The 15,375-nt window shown below is 62.5% G+C and carries 15 protein-coding genes and 1 riboswitch; of the genes, 6 read left to right on the top strand and 9 right to left on the bottom strand.

Features of this window, described 5'->3' with window-relative positions; all coding sequences use genetic code 11:
* Window positions 1-65: 65 nt before the first annotated feature.
* Window positions 66-1,058 (top strand): AraD1 family protein, encoded by a 993-nt coding sequence (araD1, locus tag NKH16_RS12910; RefSeq protein ID WP_352899710.1) that lies wholly within the window; start codon window positions 66-68, stop codon window positions 1,056-1,058.
* 143 nt (window positions 1,059-1,201) lie between these two features.
* Window positions 1,202-1,537 carry a hypothetical protein gene (locus NKH16_RS12905; protein ID WP_352899707.1) on the top strand — a complete coding sequence of 112 codons (336 nt, stop codon included), beginning with the start codon at window positions 1,202-1,204 and terminating at the stop codon, window positions 1,535-1,537.
* A 17-nt stretch (window positions 1,538-1,554) separates the two neighbouring features.
* Here the strand turns inward: NKH16_RS12905 and NKH16_RS12900 are convergent, their stop codons facing one another.
* On the bottom strand, window positions 1,555-2,649 hold the full coding sequence (locus NKH16_RS12900) for a 2'-deoxycytidine 5'-triphosphate deaminase (RefSeq protein ID WP_352744484.1): 1,095 nt from the start codon (window positions 2,647-2,649) through the stop codon (window positions 1,555-1,557).
* 135 nt (window positions 2,650-2,784) lie between these two features.
* Window positions 2,785-2,862, top strand: a riboswitch (SAM riboswitch).
* Window positions 2,863-2,932: 70 nt separating this feature from the next.
* On the opposite strand from NKH16_RS12900, the gene NKH16_RS12895 reads away from it, so the two are divergent.
* Complete coding sequence (locus NKH16_RS12895) at window positions 2,933-4,123, top strand: O-succinylhomoserine sulfhydrylase (RefSeq protein WP_352744482.1); 1,191 nt, start codon at window positions 2,933-2,935, stop codon at window positions 4,121-4,123.
* Between the two features lie 36 nt (window positions 4,124-4,159).
* Here NKH16_RS12895 and NKH16_RS12890 read toward each other — a convergent pair whose 3' ends face one another.
* Window positions 4,160-5,314 carry a glycosyltransferase gene (locus tag NKH16_RS12890; protein ID WP_352899704.1) on the bottom strand — a complete coding sequence of 385 codons (1,155 nt, stop codon included), beginning with the start codon at window positions 5,312-5,314 and terminating at the stop codon, window positions 4,160-4,162.
* A gap of 227 nt (window positions 5,315-5,541) precedes the next feature.
* On the opposite strand from NKH16_RS12890, the gene apaG reads away from it, so the two are divergent.
* Window positions 5,542-5,934, top strand: coding sequence for a Co2+/Mg2+ efflux facilitator ApaG/CorD (apaG, locus tag NKH16_RS12885; RefSeq protein ID WP_352457752.1), 393 nt, complete (start codon window positions 5,542-5,544; stop codon window positions 5,932-5,934).
* Window positions 5,935-5,940: 6 nt separating this feature from the next.
* Here apaG and NKH16_RS12880 read toward each other — a convergent pair whose 3' ends face one another.
* The 3 genes from NKH16_RS12880 to NKH16_RS12870 form a co-directional block, all read right to left on the bottom strand.
* Window positions 5,941-6,951 carry an Hsp33 family molecular chaperone gene (locus NKH16_RS12880; protein WP_023677351.1) on the bottom strand — a complete coding sequence of 337 codons (1,011 nt, stop codon included), beginning with the start codon at window positions 6,949-6,951 and terminating at the stop codon, window positions 5,941-5,943.
* Between the two features lie 162 nt (window positions 6,952-7,113).
* Window positions 7,114-8,025: an ornithine carbamoyltransferase gene (gene argF / locus NKH16_RS12875; protein WP_352747004.1), complete on the bottom strand. Its 912-nt coding sequence runs from the start codon at window positions 8,023-8,025 to the stop codon at window positions 7,114-7,116.
* A gap of 14 nt (window positions 8,026-8,039) precedes the next feature.
* Window positions 8,040-9,239, bottom strand: coding sequence for an aspartate aminotransferase family protein (locus NKH16_RS12870; RefSeq protein WP_352457728.1), 1,200 nt, complete (start codon window positions 9,237-9,239; stop codon window positions 8,040-8,042).
* Window positions 9,240-9,594: 355 nt separating this feature from the next.
* Between NKH16_RS12870 and NKH16_RS12865 the strand changes: the two genes are divergently transcribed.
* Window positions 9,595-10,119 carry a GcrA family cell cycle regulator gene (locus NKH16_RS12865; RefSeq protein WP_023677348.1) on the top strand — a complete coding sequence of 175 codons (525 nt, stop codon included), beginning with the start codon at window positions 9,595-9,597 and terminating at the stop codon, window positions 10,117-10,119.
* Window positions 10,120-10,267: 148 nt separating this feature from the next.
* Here the strand turns inward: NKH16_RS12865 and NKH16_RS12860 are convergent, their stop codons facing one another.
* The 3 genes from NKH16_RS12860 to NKH16_RS12850 all read right to left on the bottom strand — a co-directional run bounded on the left by NKH16_RS12860 (window position 10,268) and on the right by NKH16_RS12850 (window position 13,496).
* Window positions 10,268-11,275 (bottom strand): magnesium and cobalt transport protein CorA, encoded by a 1,008-nt coding sequence (locus NKH16_RS12860; protein WP_023677347.1) that lies wholly within the window; start codon window positions 11,273-11,275, stop codon window positions 10,268-10,270.
* Between the two features lie 116 nt (window positions 11,276-11,391).
* The gene (gene phoU / locus NKH16_RS12855; RefSeq protein WP_352455150.1) at window positions 11,392-12,117 is read right to left on the bottom strand and encodes a phosphate signaling complex protein PhoU; all 726 of its coding nucleotides are present in this window, start codon (window positions 12,115-12,117) and stop codon (window positions 11,392-11,394) included.
* Window positions 12,118-12,233: 116 nt separating this feature from the next.
* Window positions 12,234-13,496, bottom strand: coding sequence for a sensor histidine kinase (locus NKH16_RS12850; protein ID WP_352455149.1), 1,263 nt, complete (start codon window positions 13,494-13,496; stop codon window positions 12,234-12,236).
* Between the two features lie 197 nt (window positions 13,497-13,693).
* Between NKH16_RS12850 and ppk2 the strand changes: the two genes are divergently transcribed.
* Window positions 13,694-14,596 carry a polyphosphate kinase 2 gene (gene ppk2, locus NKH16_RS12845; RefSeq protein ID WP_352746987.1) on the top strand — a complete coding sequence of 301 codons (903 nt, stop codon included), beginning with the start codon at window positions 13,694-13,696 and terminating at the stop codon, window positions 14,594-14,596.
* A gap of 24 nt (window positions 14,597-14,620) precedes the next feature.
* On the opposite strand, the gene NKH16_RS12840 is transcribed toward ppk2, so the two are convergent.
* On the bottom strand, window positions 14,621-15,370 hold the full coding sequence (locus NKH16_RS12840; protein ID WP_023677343.1) for an enoyl-CoA hydratase-related protein: 750 nt from the start codon (window positions 15,368-15,370) through the stop codon (window positions 14,621-14,623).
* Window positions 15,371-15,375 lie beyond the last annotated feature (5 nt).

Raw genomic sequence — 15,375 nt, 5'->3', positions numbered from 1 at the left:
CGGGCCGCGCAGGGCAGGGTTTGCCGAGAAAGGGCAGGCCAGCCCACAATTCAGAGAGGGTTACCATGCTGATCTCACAAATCCTCGACGACGCCGAGACGATCCGCGTCGTTGCCCGCAACGGCGGCAAGACCCGCGTCATCAACGGCGCCCGCAGCGTCTATTCGCTGGCGATGGAAGCCGCGCGTACCGGCAGCGGGCTTGTCGCCCTGATCGAGCGCAAAGGCTTCGGCGAAACCGTCGATCTCGACGCAGCCTACAAGAAGGGCCGGCTGCTGTCGCCGATCAACCATCCCGATCCGGCGCATCTCCATCTCACCGGCACCGGGCTGACGCATCTCGGCTCCGCCGCGACCCGCGATTCCATGCACAAGAAGCTCAGCACGGACGGCGAGGAACAGCTGACCGATTCCATGAAGATGTTCCGCATGGGGCTCGAGGGCGGCAAGCCGGCGAAGGGCCAGATCGGCGTGCAGCCGGAATGGTTCTACAAGGGCAACGGCACCATGGCGGTGGCGCCCGGTGCGGCGCTTATGTCGCCGGCCTTCGCCCAGGATGCCGGCGAGGAGCCGGAAATCGCCGGGATCTATGTGATCGGCGACGACGGCGCCCCGTTCCGTGTCGGCTTCACCCTGTCGAACGAGTTTTCCGACCACGTCACCGAGCGTGTGAACTATCTCTTCCTCGCCCATTCCAAGCTGCGCAACGCCGCGTTCGGGCCGGAGATCCTGATCGGCGACCTGCCGTCCGATATCCGCGGCGCTTCACGCATCCTTCGAGACGGCAAGCTGCTTTGGGAAAAGCCGTTCCTGTCGGGCGAGGCGAACATGTCGCACACCATTGGCAATCTCGAGCATCACCACTTCAAATACTCGGCCTTCCGCCAGCCGGGCGACGTGCATGTGCACATGTTCGGCACGGCGACGCTGTCCTTCGCCGACGGCATCAGGACCGAGGCCGGTGACGTATTCGAAATCGAGGCGCAGGATTTCGGCCTGCCGCTGCGCAACCCGCTTGAAATCGAGCAGCCGGTGAAGGTGGCGGTGAAGGCGTTGTAAACTGGTGACAGAATTCAGGAGCGAAAAATGAACGGCCTGCGGATTGGCACTGTGTCGTAAATTTAGTCCTGTTCCTCGCCTATTTCTCCCCGGCGGCTTACAGCGCCGGACAATGCAGCGCAAAATCCTATCGCGAAGCCCGGATGTCGATGACTAACCGGCTTCTGGCCACCGGTTATTCGAAATCGCAAGTGAGCTTTCTGATGCGCAACGCGGATCGCATGACGTCCGCACTCGGCGCTGACAGACTGAACGACAATGGCAGAGCCTGCGGTATCGACTCCGCCAGAGCCCATGTGCTGGGATGTATCGACAAGCAGTTGTTCCCCTTGCAGTCCAGCTCAAGCGCCTCACTTGACGACGAGAAGCAAACCAGAGGATTTTGGGGGAAGAAGCGATTGGCAGTGCGAGAACTGCTCTTTGTCGGTCAGTTTCATGGCTGCCTTGGCGCCGCGAAAGAATATTTGTTTCGCGGCTGACGGAATTGCGAACAAGCTCAGCGGGCGGCGCGGAAATGCTTGGACAGTTTCAGGCCCTGCGCCTGATAGTTCGAGCCTAGATCTGTGCCGTAGAGCGCCCGCGGCCGTTTCAGCATGTGCTCGTAGACCAACCGTCCGACGATCTGGCCGTGGTCGAGGATGAACGGCACTTCGTGGCTACGCACCTCGAGCACCGCCCGGCTGCCGGTGCCGCCCGACGCCGAATGGCCGAAACCCGGGTCGAAGAAACCGGCATAATGGACGCGGAACTCGCCGACCAGCGGGTCGAAAGGCGTCATTTCGGCGGCGTAGAGTGGCGGCACATGCACCGCCTCGCGCGACACCAGAATATAGAATTCGTCCGGATCGAGCACCAGCTCGCCGGCACCGCTCTTGTAGAGCGGCTCCCAGAAATCGACGACATCCTGCGCGGCGCGCTTGTCGACGTCGACCAGGCCGGTGTGGTGCTTGCCGCGATAGCCGACAAGCCCATCCTTGTCGCCGTCGAGGTCGATCGACAGCGCGATGCCGCCGCCTGAGATGTTAGGTGGTTCGGTGGCGACCAGCATCTCGGCGCGGTGCAGGTCGTGCAGCTCGCTTTCCGACAAGAGCGCATTGCCGGTGCGGAACCTGATCTGCGACAGCCGCGAGCCGGTGCGCACGACGATCGGGAAAGTGCGCGGGCTGACCTCCAGATAGAGCGGGCCTTCATAGCCGGCGGCGATCTTGTCGAACTCGTGGCCACGGTCGGTCATTACCCGGGTGAAGATATCGAGCCGTCCGGTCGAGCTTTTCGGGTTGGCGGAGGCGGAAATATGGGCGGGCAGCGCCAGGCTTTCGAGCAGCGGCACGATGTAGACGCAGCCGGTTTCCAGCACGGCACCTTCGGCGAGGTTGATCTCGTGCAGCTTCAGCCGGTCGAGCTTGTCGACAACCCTGTGGTCCGGGCCGGGCAAGAAGGAAGCGCGCACCCGCCAGGCCTTGTCGCCGAGCCTGAGGTCAAGGCTGGCCGGCTGGATCTGATCGGCATCGAGCGTGCGCGGCGATTTCAGCGCGCCCGTCTGGAACAGCGTGGAAATATCCTGATCGGGAAGAATGCCTGTCTGCCGCAAGGGTCTGGCTCCGTTCGAACGCCGGGCGAGGTCTTGTTCTGTCGCAGGTCCGACCGTAGACGCCTTTGGCACCTGCTTGGTACAACCCTCTTAATCATGCCGGCAATTGACGCAAGCGTGGCGCGGGTCTAAAGCTCGTTATCCCGTGGTGATTTGGCCGGTCGGCTTGCAGCCACGTTAAACAAGTCGCTAAAGGACCGTCGGGCCGCAAGGCCATAAGGACCGGTTGCGACTTTCGCGACCGGTTTTTTGTTGTTTGGACCAATTTTGGTGTTTGGATGGAATGATGACCAAGAAGCGCGACTGGAAGCCTCAGACCGCACTCGTGCATGCCGGGACGCTGCGTTCCGGCTTCGGCGAGACCTCCGAGGCGATGTATCTCACCCAAGGCTATGTCTACGAGACAGCGCAAGCGGCGGAGGCCCGCTTCAAGGGCGAGGAGCCGGGCTTCATCTATTCGCGCTATGCCAATCCGACGGTCGACATGTTTGAAAAACGCATGTGCGCGCTGGAAGGAGCCGAGGACGCGCGCGCCACGGCATCCGGCATGGCGGCGGTGACGGCAGCACTGCTGTGCAGCGCCAAGGCGGGCGACCATATCGTGGCGGCGCGCGCGCTGTTCGGCTCCTGCCGCTGGGTGGTCGAGACGCTGGCGCCGAAATACGGCATTGAGGCAACGCTGGTCGACGGCACCGACATCGCCAATTGGCAAAAGGCGGTCAAGCCCAACACCAAACTGTTTTTCCTGGAAAGCCCTACCAATCCAACGCTGGAGGTAGTCGACATTGCCGCCGTCGCGGCACTTGCCAATTCGAACGGCGCCAGGTTGATCGTCGACAATGTCTTCGCCACGCCCTTGCAGCAGAAACCCCTGCAGCTCGGCGCCCATATCGTCGTCTATTCGGCCACGAAGCATATTGACGGCCAGGGGCGCTGTCTTGGCGGCATCGTTCTGTCGGACAAGAAATGGATCGACGAGAACCTGCATGACTATTTCCGTCACACCGGCCCGAGCCTCTCGCCCTTCAATGCCTGGACGCTGCTGAAAGGCCTGGAGACGCTGCCGCTGCGCGTACGCCAGCAGACGGAAAGTGCCGGCCGCATCGCGGATTTCCTGGCCGAGCGCCCGCAAATCGCCCGCGTCATCTATCCCGGCCGCGCCGACCACCCGCAAGCGGCCGTGGTCAAGAAGCAGATGTCGGGCGGCTCGACGCTGATTTGCCTCGATGTGAAGGGCGGCAAGCAGGCGGCCTTTGCCTTCCAGAACGCACTCGACGTCGTGCTGATTTCCAACAATCTCGGCGACGCCAAGAGTCTGATCACCCATCCGGCGACGACTACACACAAGAACTTGACCGATGAAGCCCGCGCCGAGCTCGGCATCGGACCGGGAACGCTCAGGCTGTCAGTCGGCCTTGAGGACGCCGACGACCTGCTCGAAGACATCGAGCAGGCACTGAGAGTTGCCGGATAAGGGCTGGCCGAACAGAGGCGAGCGGGGACGCGCCGATCAGGCGCCGGACGGGGTCTCTTCCAGCTCCGCGACGGCCTTGGTCTGGATAGTCATCACATTGCCGCGCCAGTCGACGGCGCCGCTCAGCCATCCGCGCGCCCAAATGGCGGGAAGCATCAGGTCTCGCGCCATCATCGCCAGGATGGTGCGCAGCGACAGGTGCCATCCCTTGGCCGAGGCCAAGGCGCATTCCGGCAGGTAGGCCGCGACCAGCACGGCGATGGCGGTTGCCGGCAGGCTGACGCCGGCGTCAGCCGCCGCGATCAGAGCAAGCACCAGCGGCGGCGCTGCGCCGATCAGGATCTCGGGGGCGAAGAACAGCGCGAAGGTGACGCGGCGCAGCCGCGCCCAGCGCGCCTGCCGCGACCAGATCTCGCCAAACGTGCGCCGGCCGAGCGGCTGTTCGAAGGGCGAGGCGACAAGATTGACCCGCAGTCCGAGCCCGTTGACCAGCTTGGTCGCGGCGGCGTCTTCGGCGATCTCGGCAGCAAGCGCGCAGATGCCGCCATTGGCGTCGAGCATCGGCTTATTCCACAACATGCTCTTGCCCTGCGCGAAGCCGAGGCCGAGCGCCTCTCCGGCGTACTGCCAGCGTGCCTGCAGCGTGTTGAGAAAGGCGCATTCGACCTCCCCCCAGAAGCCGTCCGGTCGCGAGCCGATCGGCGTCGAGCAGACGAGGCCGGTGTCGTGCCGCCACGCCGCCATCAGGTGCTGGACGTAGTCGCTCGGCATAAGCACGTTGGAATCGGCAAGGATGACCCAGCTATAATGCGCCGCTTCCCAACCCTTCACGCAATTGTTGAGTTTTGGATTGCCGCTGATGCGGTCGTCACCGACTAGAAGACGGGCGCGAATAGCTGGAAAGCGCGCCATTGCGGCGGTGATCGGCTTGACCACCGGGTCGTCGGCATGGGCAACGCAGAAGATGAGTTCGTAACGCGGCCAGTCGAGTGAGAAGGCGCGCTCCAGCGTCTCTTCGGCAAACGGCTCGACGCCGCGCGCCGGGATGACGATCGATACCGGCGGCGCGTTGGCCGCGGGCGGTGCGATCCTGGCTGGTCGCTTCAGCTTCAGCGAAGCTAACAGGATGCTCGCGAGATTTGAAAGAAGGAGGGCTATGGAAAGGAGGGCGGCTGCGAATGTCGGTTCCATCGAGATCTGGTCACTCCAGAAGTGCCGGCCGCATGATGGCCGTTTTCAACAATTCGACAGAACGCTGAGTCGCCCGGCACAAGCCTGCACACCATCATTGTCATGTGTCACTCAAATGACATTGTTTTTCGGCACCTGCGCTCGAGTCGGGCAAGGAGATGACGCGCATCGTTGATCAAACTGCGCTGAGCGTCGAAAGTTCCATCTACATTGCTTTGGAGCAGTTTATGTACAGCGCCGTCACCCGCAACATCGAAGTGCAGGTCAGGCCGTTCTATCTGGAGGATCACTCCGACCCGTCGCAAAACCGCTATGTCTGGGGATATCAGGTGACCATCGACAATCAGTCGGATGAGTTCGTGCAGCTTCTGTCGCGCTACTGGCACATTACCGACGGCACCGGCAAGGTCGAGGAAGTGCGCGGCCCCGGGGTCGTCGGCGAGCAACCCGGACTCAACCCCGGCGACAGCTATCAGTATACGTCTGGATGCCCGCTCTCGACGCCGTCCGGCATCATGGTCGGGCACTACACCATGCGCAACAAGCGGGGCGAGACGTTCGACGTCGCCATCCCCGCCTTCTCGCTCGACTTGCCGGGAATGCGGCGCACCGTCAATTGACGGCCGTCATCCGGCCGCTGCAAACTCCGCCGGGTCGAAGTCATATTGCTTCGAGCAGAATTCGCAGGCGACGTGAATGCTGCCATCCTCGGTGCTGTCCCTGATCTCCTCGGCGGAAAAGCCTTCGAGGATGCCGTGGATCTTCTCCCTCGAGCATGAGCACTGGTCGGCGACCGGCACCCCGCCGAACACGCGGACGCCATGCTCGTGGAAAAGCCGGTAAAGCAGCCGTTCGGCGCCGATCGTCGGATCGATCAGCTCGGTCGGTTCAATAGTACCAACCAGCGCCAGCAGCTCCTGCCAGGAATTGTCGGTCGGATCGTGGATTTCCTCACGCGGATCGCCGTCGCCACCGGGAAGGTCGGGTACACGCATGCGCTCCGCCGACTGCGGCAGGAATTGTGCCAGCAGGCCACCGGCCCGCCATTGCTCGCGGGCACCGCCGACGCCGGGCGTCAGAAGCTTGGCAACCGAAAGCCGGAGGTCGGTCGGAATCTGCTCCGACTGGCGGAAATAAGTGCGTGCGGCATCTTCCAGTGTGACGCCGTCGAGCTGGACGATGCCCTGGTAGCGTTGTGTGTGAGCGCCCTGGTCGATGGTCAGCGCCAGGACGCCGCTGCCGAGCAGCGTCTGCGGTGACGTCTCGCCGGCAGAAGTCAAAGCCTGCAGCCGGTCGGCATCGAAGCGGGCATAAGCGCGCAGCGCGTGCGGCGTGGAGAAATCCGCGACCAGCATGTCGACCGGCCCGTCGGTGCGGGTCTGCAGAATGAACTTGCCCTCGAACTTCAGCGAAGTTCCGAGCAATACCGTCAACACACAGGCTTCAGCCAGGAGCCGGGCGACCGGCTCGGGATAGTCGTGGCGGCTGAGAATAGCATCGAGCATCGGCCCGAGCTGGACGGTGCGACCGCGCACGTCGAGCGGGCCGACCTCGAACGGCACGACATGGTCGTCGCCGGCGTAGCCGAATTCGCCGAGCTTGGGTTTATGTTCAGCCAATTGATGAGTTTCCAACATGACAAAGCTCCGGGGCGCGGCGATACCGCCCTCCGGGGCGCATGCGACGAGACGCGCTCGATTTGCGTGATGCGCCTGAGATAGGCACCACCAACTCCCGGATCAAGGCGGCCCAGATCAAGGCGGCGCAGATCAGGCCGGCCCGGATCACCGCGGCTCGTATCAAGCGCCCAGGCACCAGGCCAAGACCGCCTTCTGGGCATGGAGCCGGTTCTCGGCCTCATCGAACACCACCGAATGCGGTCCGTCGATGACCTCGTCGGTAACCTCCTCACCGCGATGCGCCGGTAGACAGTGCATGAACAGCGCGTCCGGCTTGGCTTTCGCCATCAGTGCCGCATTGACCTGATAGGGCAGGAAGACATTGTGGCCGCGGGCACGGTGCTCCTGGCCCATCGACACCCAGCAGTCGGTGACGACGCAGTCGGCCTCCTGAACGGCCTCCTCGGGCGAACGGGTGAATTTCAGCTTGCCGCCATTGGCTTTCGACCAGTCGACATGCTTCTGGGCCGGTTCGCTGCCCTCGGGCACGGCGACGTTCAGCTTGAAATGGAACCGCGCGGATGCCTCCAGCAGCGAATGCAGCACGTTGTTGCCGTCGCCGGTCCAGGCGATCGTTTTACCGGCCACCGGACCGCGGTGCTCTTCGAAGGTCATGATGTCGGCCATCAGCTGGCAGGGATGGGTCTCGTCGGTCAGCCCGTTGATGACGGGGACCGTAGCGTTTTCCGTCAGTTCCAGCAGCCGGTCATGCGAGGTGGTGCGGATCATGATGGCATCGACATAGCGCGACAGCACCTTGGCCGTGTCGGCAATGGTCTCCGAACGGCCAAGCTGCATCTCGGTGCCGGTCAGCATGATCGTCTCGCCACCCAACTGCCGCATACCGACGTCGAACGACACGCGCGTGCGCGTCGACGGCTTGTCGAAGATCATCGCCAGCACCTTGCCTTCGAGCGGCTTGCTGTGTTCGCCGGCCTTGAGCCTTGCCTTTCGCACCGCTGCGTCGTCGAGCATGAAGCGCAGATCGCCTTCGGAAACGGCGGAAAGATCGGTGAAATGGCGAAGGGACATCAGAAATTCCAGGATTACTTCGCAGCGGCAGCGACGATGGCATCCGCCAGGCTCTTGGCGCCGGCACGAATGCGCTCGAGCGCTTCGTGGATCTCGGCGTCGGTGACGGTGAGAGGCGGTAGCAGGCGGATAACGTTGTCGCCTGCCGGAACCGTCAAGAGATGCTGGTCACGCAGTGCCACCGTGACCTTGGTGTTGGGCATCGCGCATTTAAGCCCGAGCATCAGGCCGTTACCCCTGATGCTTTCGATAACATCCGGAAATTCGTCGGCGACGCCAGCGAGCCCCTGCTTCAACAGCAGTGCCTTGCGCCGGACGTCTTCGAGAAAGCCGTCTTCCAGCACCACGTCGAGCACGGCGTTGCCGACCGCCATTGCCAGCGGATTGCCGCCGAAGGTGGTGCCGTGCACGCCGGCGGTCATGCCGACCGCTGCCTCGTCGGTGGCGAGGCAGGCACCCATCGGGAAGCCGCCGCCGATGCCTTTGGCCACCGCCATGAGGTCGGGTGTGACACCCGCCCACTCATGCGCGAACAGCTTTCCGGTGCGGCCGACGCCGCATTGGACCTCGTCGAAAATCAGGAGCAGTCCGTGCTGATCGCAGAGCTGCCTGAGCCGCTTCAGCGATTGCGTCGGCACTTGCCTGATGCCGCCCTCGCCTTGCACCGGCTCGATCAGGATCGCCGCGGTTTCAGGCGTGATCGCCTTCTCGGCGGCATCCATATCGTCGAAACCGACCTGGTCGAAGCCGTCGACCTTGGGGCCGAAACCTTCCAGATACTTGTACTGGCCGCCGGCGGCGATGGTCGCCAGGGTGCGGCCGTGGAAGGCGCCTTCGAAGGTGATTGTGCGGTAACGCTCGGGATGGCCCTTGACGAAGTGGTAGCGCCGCGCCGTCTTGATGGCGCATTCGAGCGCCTCTGCGCCGGAATTGGTGAAGAACACCTTGTCGGCGAAGCTTGCGTCGGCCAGCCGCTCGCCGAGCCGGCTCTGTCCCGGAATCTCGTACAGATTGGAGACGTGCCAGAGCTTGGCGGCCTGCTCGGTGAGGGCCGCGACCAGATGCGGATGGCTGTAGCCCAACGAATTCACGGCGATGCCGCCGGCGAAATCGAGATATCGCTCGCCCTTGTCGGTGACCAGCCAAGTGCCTTCACCGTGGTCGAAAGCCAGGGGTGCGCGAACAAAGGTCTCGAAAAGCGCCGAACCGCTCATTATATGCGTCTCCGGAACCGGAAAAATCAAAAAGCCGCCAAAGCGGCGGCCCTTGTGGCTTATCGTGTTTTTCGGCCGTGAAGTCAACGAAAAGGTCGCGCAAGGTCGCGCGGCAAGTCCCCCAGCATAACGCCGGCTCATAAGCGACCGGGCAAGTTGGGGAAAACCGAAAAAACCGATTCGTGTTGGCCTTGGGACTCTTGTCACCGAGTCAGCGCATAAGGTAATTGTAGTAGAGAAATAACTAGATTTCGTGCGGCGGACCTAATCACCCGATATATGTGGTGTCTGCCCGGCAGAAGCCGGGTCGGGAATGGATTCCGATTGCCGCACGTTTCAGCAGGAGCGCGGTCTCATGAACTGGACTGACGAGCGAGTCGAACTTCTCAGAAAATTGTGGTCGGAGGGCCTCAGCGCCAGCCAGATCGCCGCACAGCTTGGCGGGGTCAGCCGCAATGCGGTCATCGGCAAAGTGCACCGGCTGAAACTGTCCGGTCGCGGACGCACGACCGCCTCACCGGCACGCCAGAAGAAGACGGTGCAGGGATCGACGATCCAGAAATCGGTGTCCCGGGCAGCAAGCGCCACGCGCCATGCCACCACCTCGATGTCGATCGGTGCGACCGCGCTCAAGGCGCAGTTCGATGCCGAACCGGTGGCGCGCCACTATATCCGCCCGGTCGAGAACGTCGTCGTGCCGATCTCGCGGCATCTGCAACTTGTCGAACTAAACGAGCGCACTTGCAAATGGCCGAACGGCGATCCGCTTTCGGAAGACTTCCATTTCTGCGGCAACGACGCCGCCGAAACCGGCCCCTACTGCAAGTACCACGCCCGCGTGGCGTTCCAGCCGGCATCGGAGCGGCGGCGGAGCAGATAGTTAGGGGAATAGGGGAGCAAGGCTACGGCAGTAGGTGAATTGTAGAGAAGCACGCTCCCGAAGCGATAGCCTACTGCCCTACTGCCCTACTGCCCTACTGCCCTACTGCCCTACTGCCCTACTGCCCTACTGCCCTACTGCCCTCGCTTCAAAGCCACCCGTTCTTGCGAAACCGCCAGTAAAGAAACGTGCAGATCAGGGCAATTGCCGCCAGGACGGCCGGGTAGCCATATTCCATCCTCAGTTCCGGCATGTCGCTGAAATTCATGCCGTAAATGCCGGCGAATGCCGTCGGCACGGCCAAGATTGCGGCCCATGAGGCAAGCTTCTTGGAGATCGCCGTCTCCTGGCTTTGACCGACCAGAAGGCTCGCCTCGAAGGCGAAGGCGAGAACCTCACGCAGGCTGTCGATCTTTTCCTGGACAGTGCGGATGTGGTCGGTGACGTCGCGAAACAGCGGGTGCATGGCTGTGTGGATTTGCGGCAGATCGGCGCTGGTGAGCCGCCGGCAGACCTCCACCAGCGGCAGGGCCGCATTACGCAGGCGCAAGAGATCGCGGCGCAGCATGTAAAGCCGTTCGATATCGGAGCCGGTCATCGGTTTCAGCAGAACCTTGTCCTCGATCGCCTCGACCTCGTTTTCGATCTGCTCAAGCACCGGCATATAGTTGTCGACGATGAAGTCGAGAATGGCGTAGAGGACGAAATCCTCGCCCTTGGCAAGGGAATGTGGGCAGCTTTCCCAATGCTGGCGAACGGCGGCGTAGGAGGTCGACGGGCCATGCCTGACGCTGACAATGTAGCCCGCGCCGACGAACAGATGCGTCTCGCCGAAGGTGACGCGGCTGTCGATCAGCTGCGCCGTGCGGGCAACGATGAACAGGGCATCACCATATTGCTCGATCTTCGGTCGCTGGTGCGGATGCTCGGCGTCCTCGATCGCCAGCTCATGCAGATGGAATTGCGCCTGGACGCGCAGCAACAAATTGCGGTCGGGCTCCAGCAGTCCGATCCAGACCACGTGGCCCGGCTTCCCGGCCCATTCGCCGGCTTCCTCGATCGGAATGTCGGCGATGCGCCGCCCAGCCGTATAGACGCCGCAAGCGATTATACCCGACATCGGCGGCGCAGGAGCAAACTCGCGGACGTATTCCATCGCAGCCTCCTGAAGGCGGGGCCTTCATCGCGGAACTGAGAAGTCGGCGCGTCGAAAGCTTAGCGCAATTTTCTGTCAGGTGGCGAATCCGAAATTCGCATCAGTGCTGAGAGAACTCACTTCGCTGGTTGGGTTGCGGGAAGAACAATCTTGTCCGTCTTGTCGCCCTTCGGACGATCGGCCGGCATCTGATCGCCGGTGACGATATAGTAGATCGTCTCGGCGATGTTGGTAGCGTGGTCGCCGATGCGCTCGATGTTCTTGGCGCAAAACAGGAGATGTGTGCAGGGCGTGATGTTGCGTGGGTCTTCCATCATGTAGGTCAGCAATTCGCGAAACAGAGAGGTGTACATGGCGTCGATCTGGTCGTCGCGGTCGCGCACGAAACCGATTTTCTCCACCGACCGCGACGCATAGACGTCGAGTACTTCCTTGAGCTGGGTCAGTGCCAGATTGGCCAAAGCCTCGAGGCCGCGGAACAGGCTGTTCGGCTGGCGCCCGTCTGCGACGGCAACCACCCGCTTGGCGACGTTCTTGCCGAGGTCGCCTACCCGTTCGAGGTCAGCCGAGATGCGGATCGCGCCGACGATCTCGCGCAGATCCGTCGCCATCGGCTGGCGTTTGGCGATGATGATGATCGCCTTGTCGTCGATCTCGCGCTGTCCCTCATCCAGAACCAGGTCGTCCCGAATGACTTTCTGGGCAAGCCCCGGATCCGCATTGACCAGCGCCGCGACCGCCTGCTCGACCATGCGCTCGGCATGCCCGCCCATCGCCGCGATGCGCTTCGACAGATATTTCAGCTCCTCGTCATAGGCGCTGACGATATGCACGGACTGCATGACGAAATGCCTTCCCGGGATCTCGTGGTTGAGTCGTTCCCTCGAATCCCCGCTGATACGCTAGCCGGATGACAGAAAAAAGAAACGGCCCATTATGTGCTAGAGATAGTACTACGTTAGCGAGCCGGCAAATGGACCGTGAACGCCGCACCCTTGCCGACCTCCGACCTGATGGAGAGTCTGGCGTTGTGGCGGGTCAGGATATGCTTGACGATGGACAGGCCAAGGCCGGTGCCCTTCTGGGTTCGGCTGTTCTCGACGTCGACGCGGTAGAAGCGCTCGGTGATGCGCGGGATGTGCTCTTCGGGGATGCCGGGGCCGAAATCCCTGATGGTGACGTCGATGCCCGGTTCGGGATCGCTGTCGCTGCGTATGATCGACACCACGACGCGTCCGCCCGACTGACCATATTTGCAGGCGTTTTCCAGCAGGTTTTCGAAGACCTGGAAAAGCTCGTCCCGATCGCCGGGCACGTCGAGCGGCCCTTCCGCGAAATCACGCTCGATGACGACGCCGTTTTCCTTTGCGAGCGGCCCAAGCGAATCGATGACGCTGTCGATGGCCTGGCGCAGGTCGACCTCGGTTCCCGGCTTGAGATAGGGCTTCATCTCCAGGCGCGACAGCGACAGAAGATCGTCGATGAGGCGCGCCATGCGGCTGGTCTGGTTCTGCATGATCTGCAGGAACTGCTCGCGCGCCGCGGGGTCGTTGCGGGCCGGCCCGCGCAGCGTCTCGATGAAGCCGGCGATCGAGGCGAGAGGCGTGCGCAGCTCGTGGCTGGCATTGGCAATGAAGTCGGCACGCATTCTGTCGATCCGGCGCGCCTCACTCTGGTCCTTGAACACCAGCACGTAGAGATCCGTGGCATGGCCGACTGAAGACGCGCTCACCCGATAGGCTCGTTCGACCGGCAGCTTTTCTATGTAGTCGACGCTGTCCGAAGCGACGTTGCCCGCCAAGATACTATCCAGCAAGGCCTGCATTTCCGGCGCGCGGAATTTCAGCGACAGCGACATGCCGGGCGCAATCCCGCCGAAGGCGGCAAAGGCAGCAGCGTTGGCGTGGACGATGGCGGCGGAGCGATCGAAAATGATCAGCGGATCGGCAACCGCCGCCGCGAGATATTCGCCGGAAAGTTGTTGCACGCTCGACTCGATGGCCGCGGCATTTTCGGTCGATTGGCGGGCGATGCCGGCCGGCAGCATCGCAGCGGCAACCAGCACGGCGCCAGCCAGCAGCACCACATAGCCAGACATGCCGGCAAAACCATAGACCATCAGAACCGCAACGAGGCCGGCCGCCAGCAGCCAGCGGCTGTTCCACAGCCGCATGGCGACGGCTTGCGCTCTGCCTCTCCGCTCCGTGCCGATGTCGGCCATTTGCGCTCCGTCTGCGGCCACTTCAAGAACTTCTTGCTGGACCGGCGCTAGAGCGCAGTGCGTCCAATTGGACGCACAAAGGACGCTCTACCACTTTATCTGCTGCATCGTTCTTTCCGAAAATCGATTCCGATTTTTGGGCCGATGCAGTAAGGCTCCCAATAGCACGAGTCCGGAAGCTGGAAAGGTTCGCCTCGATGAAAAACGCTAAGGAAAGCCCCGCCGCACCCTCATCGGAGCCGCTGAAGATCATGATCGACGGCAAGGAGAGAGCGTTCGACATCGAGGCCCCCGCGCTTCCCGACTGGGTCGAGGACCGCAAGCTCACCGCCGGCGGTTACCCTTACGACAAGAAGATGAAGAGCGAGGAGTATGACGAGAGGCTAGAGAAGCTGCAGATCGAGCTGGTCAAGGCGCAGGCGTGGCTGCAGTCGACGGGCAAGCGGGTAATGTCGCTGTTCGAGGGACGCGACGCTGCCGGCAAGGGCGGCACTATCTTCGTTTTGCGCCAGTATCTGAACCCTCGCACGGCGCGCAACGTGGCGCTGACCAAGCCAACGCCCACCGAGCTTGGACAATGGTACTTCCAGCGCTATGTCGACCACTTCCCGACGTCGGGCGAATTCGTCACCTTCGACCGCTCCTGGTATAACCGCGCCGGCGTTGAACCGGTGATGGGATTCTGCACGCCCGAGCAGCACAAGCAATTTCTGGACGAGGTTCCGCATTTCGAGCGGATGATCCGCAACGAGGGCATACATTTCTTCAAATTCTGGCTGAACATCGGCCGGGAAACGCAGCTCGAGCGATTCCACGACCGCCGCTGGAGCCCGCTGAAGAGCTGGAAGTTTTCGCCAATCGACATCGCCGGCATCACCAAATGGGACGAATACACCAAAGCGCGCGACCTGATGGTCGAGCGCACGCACAAGGAGTTCGCGCCCTGGATCATTGTGCGGGCGAACGACAAACGGCGCGCGCGGCTGGCCGTCATGCAGCGCATTCTCCTTTCGCTTCCCTATGACGGCCGCGACCTCGACGTCATCGGCAAGGAGGACAAGAAGATCATCGGCGAAGGGCCGACTTTCCTCGAAAAATAAGCTCACCTCATCGATACGCGGCTCTCATGCCGCCAGCCGGGCAATCCGCTGCAGTCGCTTCAGCGTGGTGTCGTCCTGCAGCGCCTGCTGGAAAAGCGAGATCTCCTGGTCGATGCGGTCGCAGAGCGCGCCGGTGTCGCCCCTCAGCAGGTCGCGCGTCTGTAGCAGCGCCGCGACAGGCTTCTTGGCGAGTTGCCTGGCTCTTGCCAACGTGGCTTCCTCGACGCTGCCGTCCGTCACGATCTCGCCGACAAGGCCCAGTGCCCTGGCATCTTCGGCGGCGAGCGTGTCGCCCAGGCAGAAGAAGCGGAACGCCCCGGCATAGCCGAGCTTCTGCGGCGCCAGAATGCTGGTCGCCGCGTCCGGCACCAGGCCGAAATCGACGAACGGCACGCGAAACGTGCTCTTGCTCGAGGCGATCACCATGTCGCAGTGGAACAGGATGGTGCAACCGACGCCGACGGCGTCGCCGTCGACACAGGCAAGGACCGGTTTCGGGAACGTCGCCAGCGTGCGGAACATATCGGTGACGGCGGCGATCAGTCGCCGATGTTTGGTGGCGTCGAGAAATTCGGAGAAATCGGCACCGAGGCAGAAGCACCCGGCCAAGCCGCGCAGGACCACGACGCGGACGTCGTCGTCGACAGCGGCTTCGTGGAATGTTCTGGCCAGGCTTTCATAGGCCCGCCTGTCCAGCACCGGGCGGCCGTCACCCGACGATACCGTGACGATCAGCGTGTGATTGCGGAATTCTGCTTTTGAGTGAACGTTCATGGCCT

The organism is Mesorhizobium sp. M1307, from assembly GCF_040318155.1.
GTDB lineage: Bacteria > Pseudomonadota > Alphaproteobacteria > Rhizobiales > Rhizobiaceae > Mesorhizobium.
Note: the sequence above shows the minus strand (reverse complement) of the source record. Positions and strands in the feature narration are given on the sequence as shown.

Excerpts from the sequence above, each read along its gene's own strand:
- apaG (WP_352457752.1), top strand. The coding sequence starts at position 5,542 with ATGTACAGCGCCGTCACCCGCAACATCGAAGTGCAGGTCAGGCCGTTC.
- phoU (WP_352455150.1), bottom strand. The coding sequence starts at position 12,117 with ATGCAGTCCGTGCATATCGTCAGCGCCTATGACGAGGAGCTGAAATAT.
- ppk2 (WP_352746987.1), top strand. The coding sequence starts at position 13,694 with ATGAAAAACGCTAAGGAAAGCCCCGCCGCACCCTCATCGGAGCCGCTG.
- NKH16_RS12905 (WP_352899707.1), top strand. The coding sequence starts at position 1,202 with ATGTCGATGACTAACCGGCTTCTGGCCACCGGTTATTCGAAATCGCAA.
- NKH16_RS12890 (WP_352899704.1), bottom strand. The coding sequence starts at position 5,314 with ATGGAACCGACATTCGCAGCCGCCCTCCTTTCCATAGCCCTCCTTCTT.
- NKH16_RS12840 (WP_023677343.1), bottom strand. The coding sequence starts at position 15,370 with ATGAACGTTCACTCAAAAGCAGAATTCCGCAATCACACGCTGATCGTC.
- NKH16_RS12860 (WP_023677347.1), bottom strand. The coding sequence starts at position 11,275 with ATGGAATACGTCCGCGAGTTTGCTCCTGCGCCGCCGATGTCGGGTATA.
- NKH16_RS12870 (WP_352457728.1), bottom strand. The coding sequence starts at position 9,239 with ATGAGCGGTTCGGCGCTTTTCGAGACCTTTGTTCGCGCACCCCTGGCT.
- argF (WP_352747004.1), bottom strand. The coding sequence starts at position 8,025 with ATGTCCCTTCGCCATTTCACCGATCTTTCCGCCGTTTCCGAAGGCGAT.
- araD1 (WP_352899710.1), top strand. The coding sequence starts at position 66 with ATGCTGATCTCACAAATCCTCGACGACGCCGAGACGATCCGCGTCGTT.
- NKH16_RS12850 (WP_352455149.1), bottom strand. The coding sequence starts at position 13,496 with ATGGCCGACATCGGCACGGAGCGGAGAGGCAGAGCGCAAGCCGTCGCC.
- NKH16_RS12865 (WP_023677348.1), top strand. The coding sequence starts at position 9,595 with ATGAACTGGACTGACGAGCGAGTCGAACTTCTCAGAAAATTGTGGTCG.
- NKH16_RS12880 (WP_023677351.1), bottom strand. The coding sequence starts at position 6,951 with ATGTTGGAAACTCATCAATTGGCTGAACATAAACCCAAGCTCGGCGAA.
- NKH16_RS12895 (WP_352744482.1), top strand. The coding sequence starts at position 2,933 with ATGATGACCAAGAAGCGCGACTGGAAGCCTCAGACCGCACTCGTGCAT.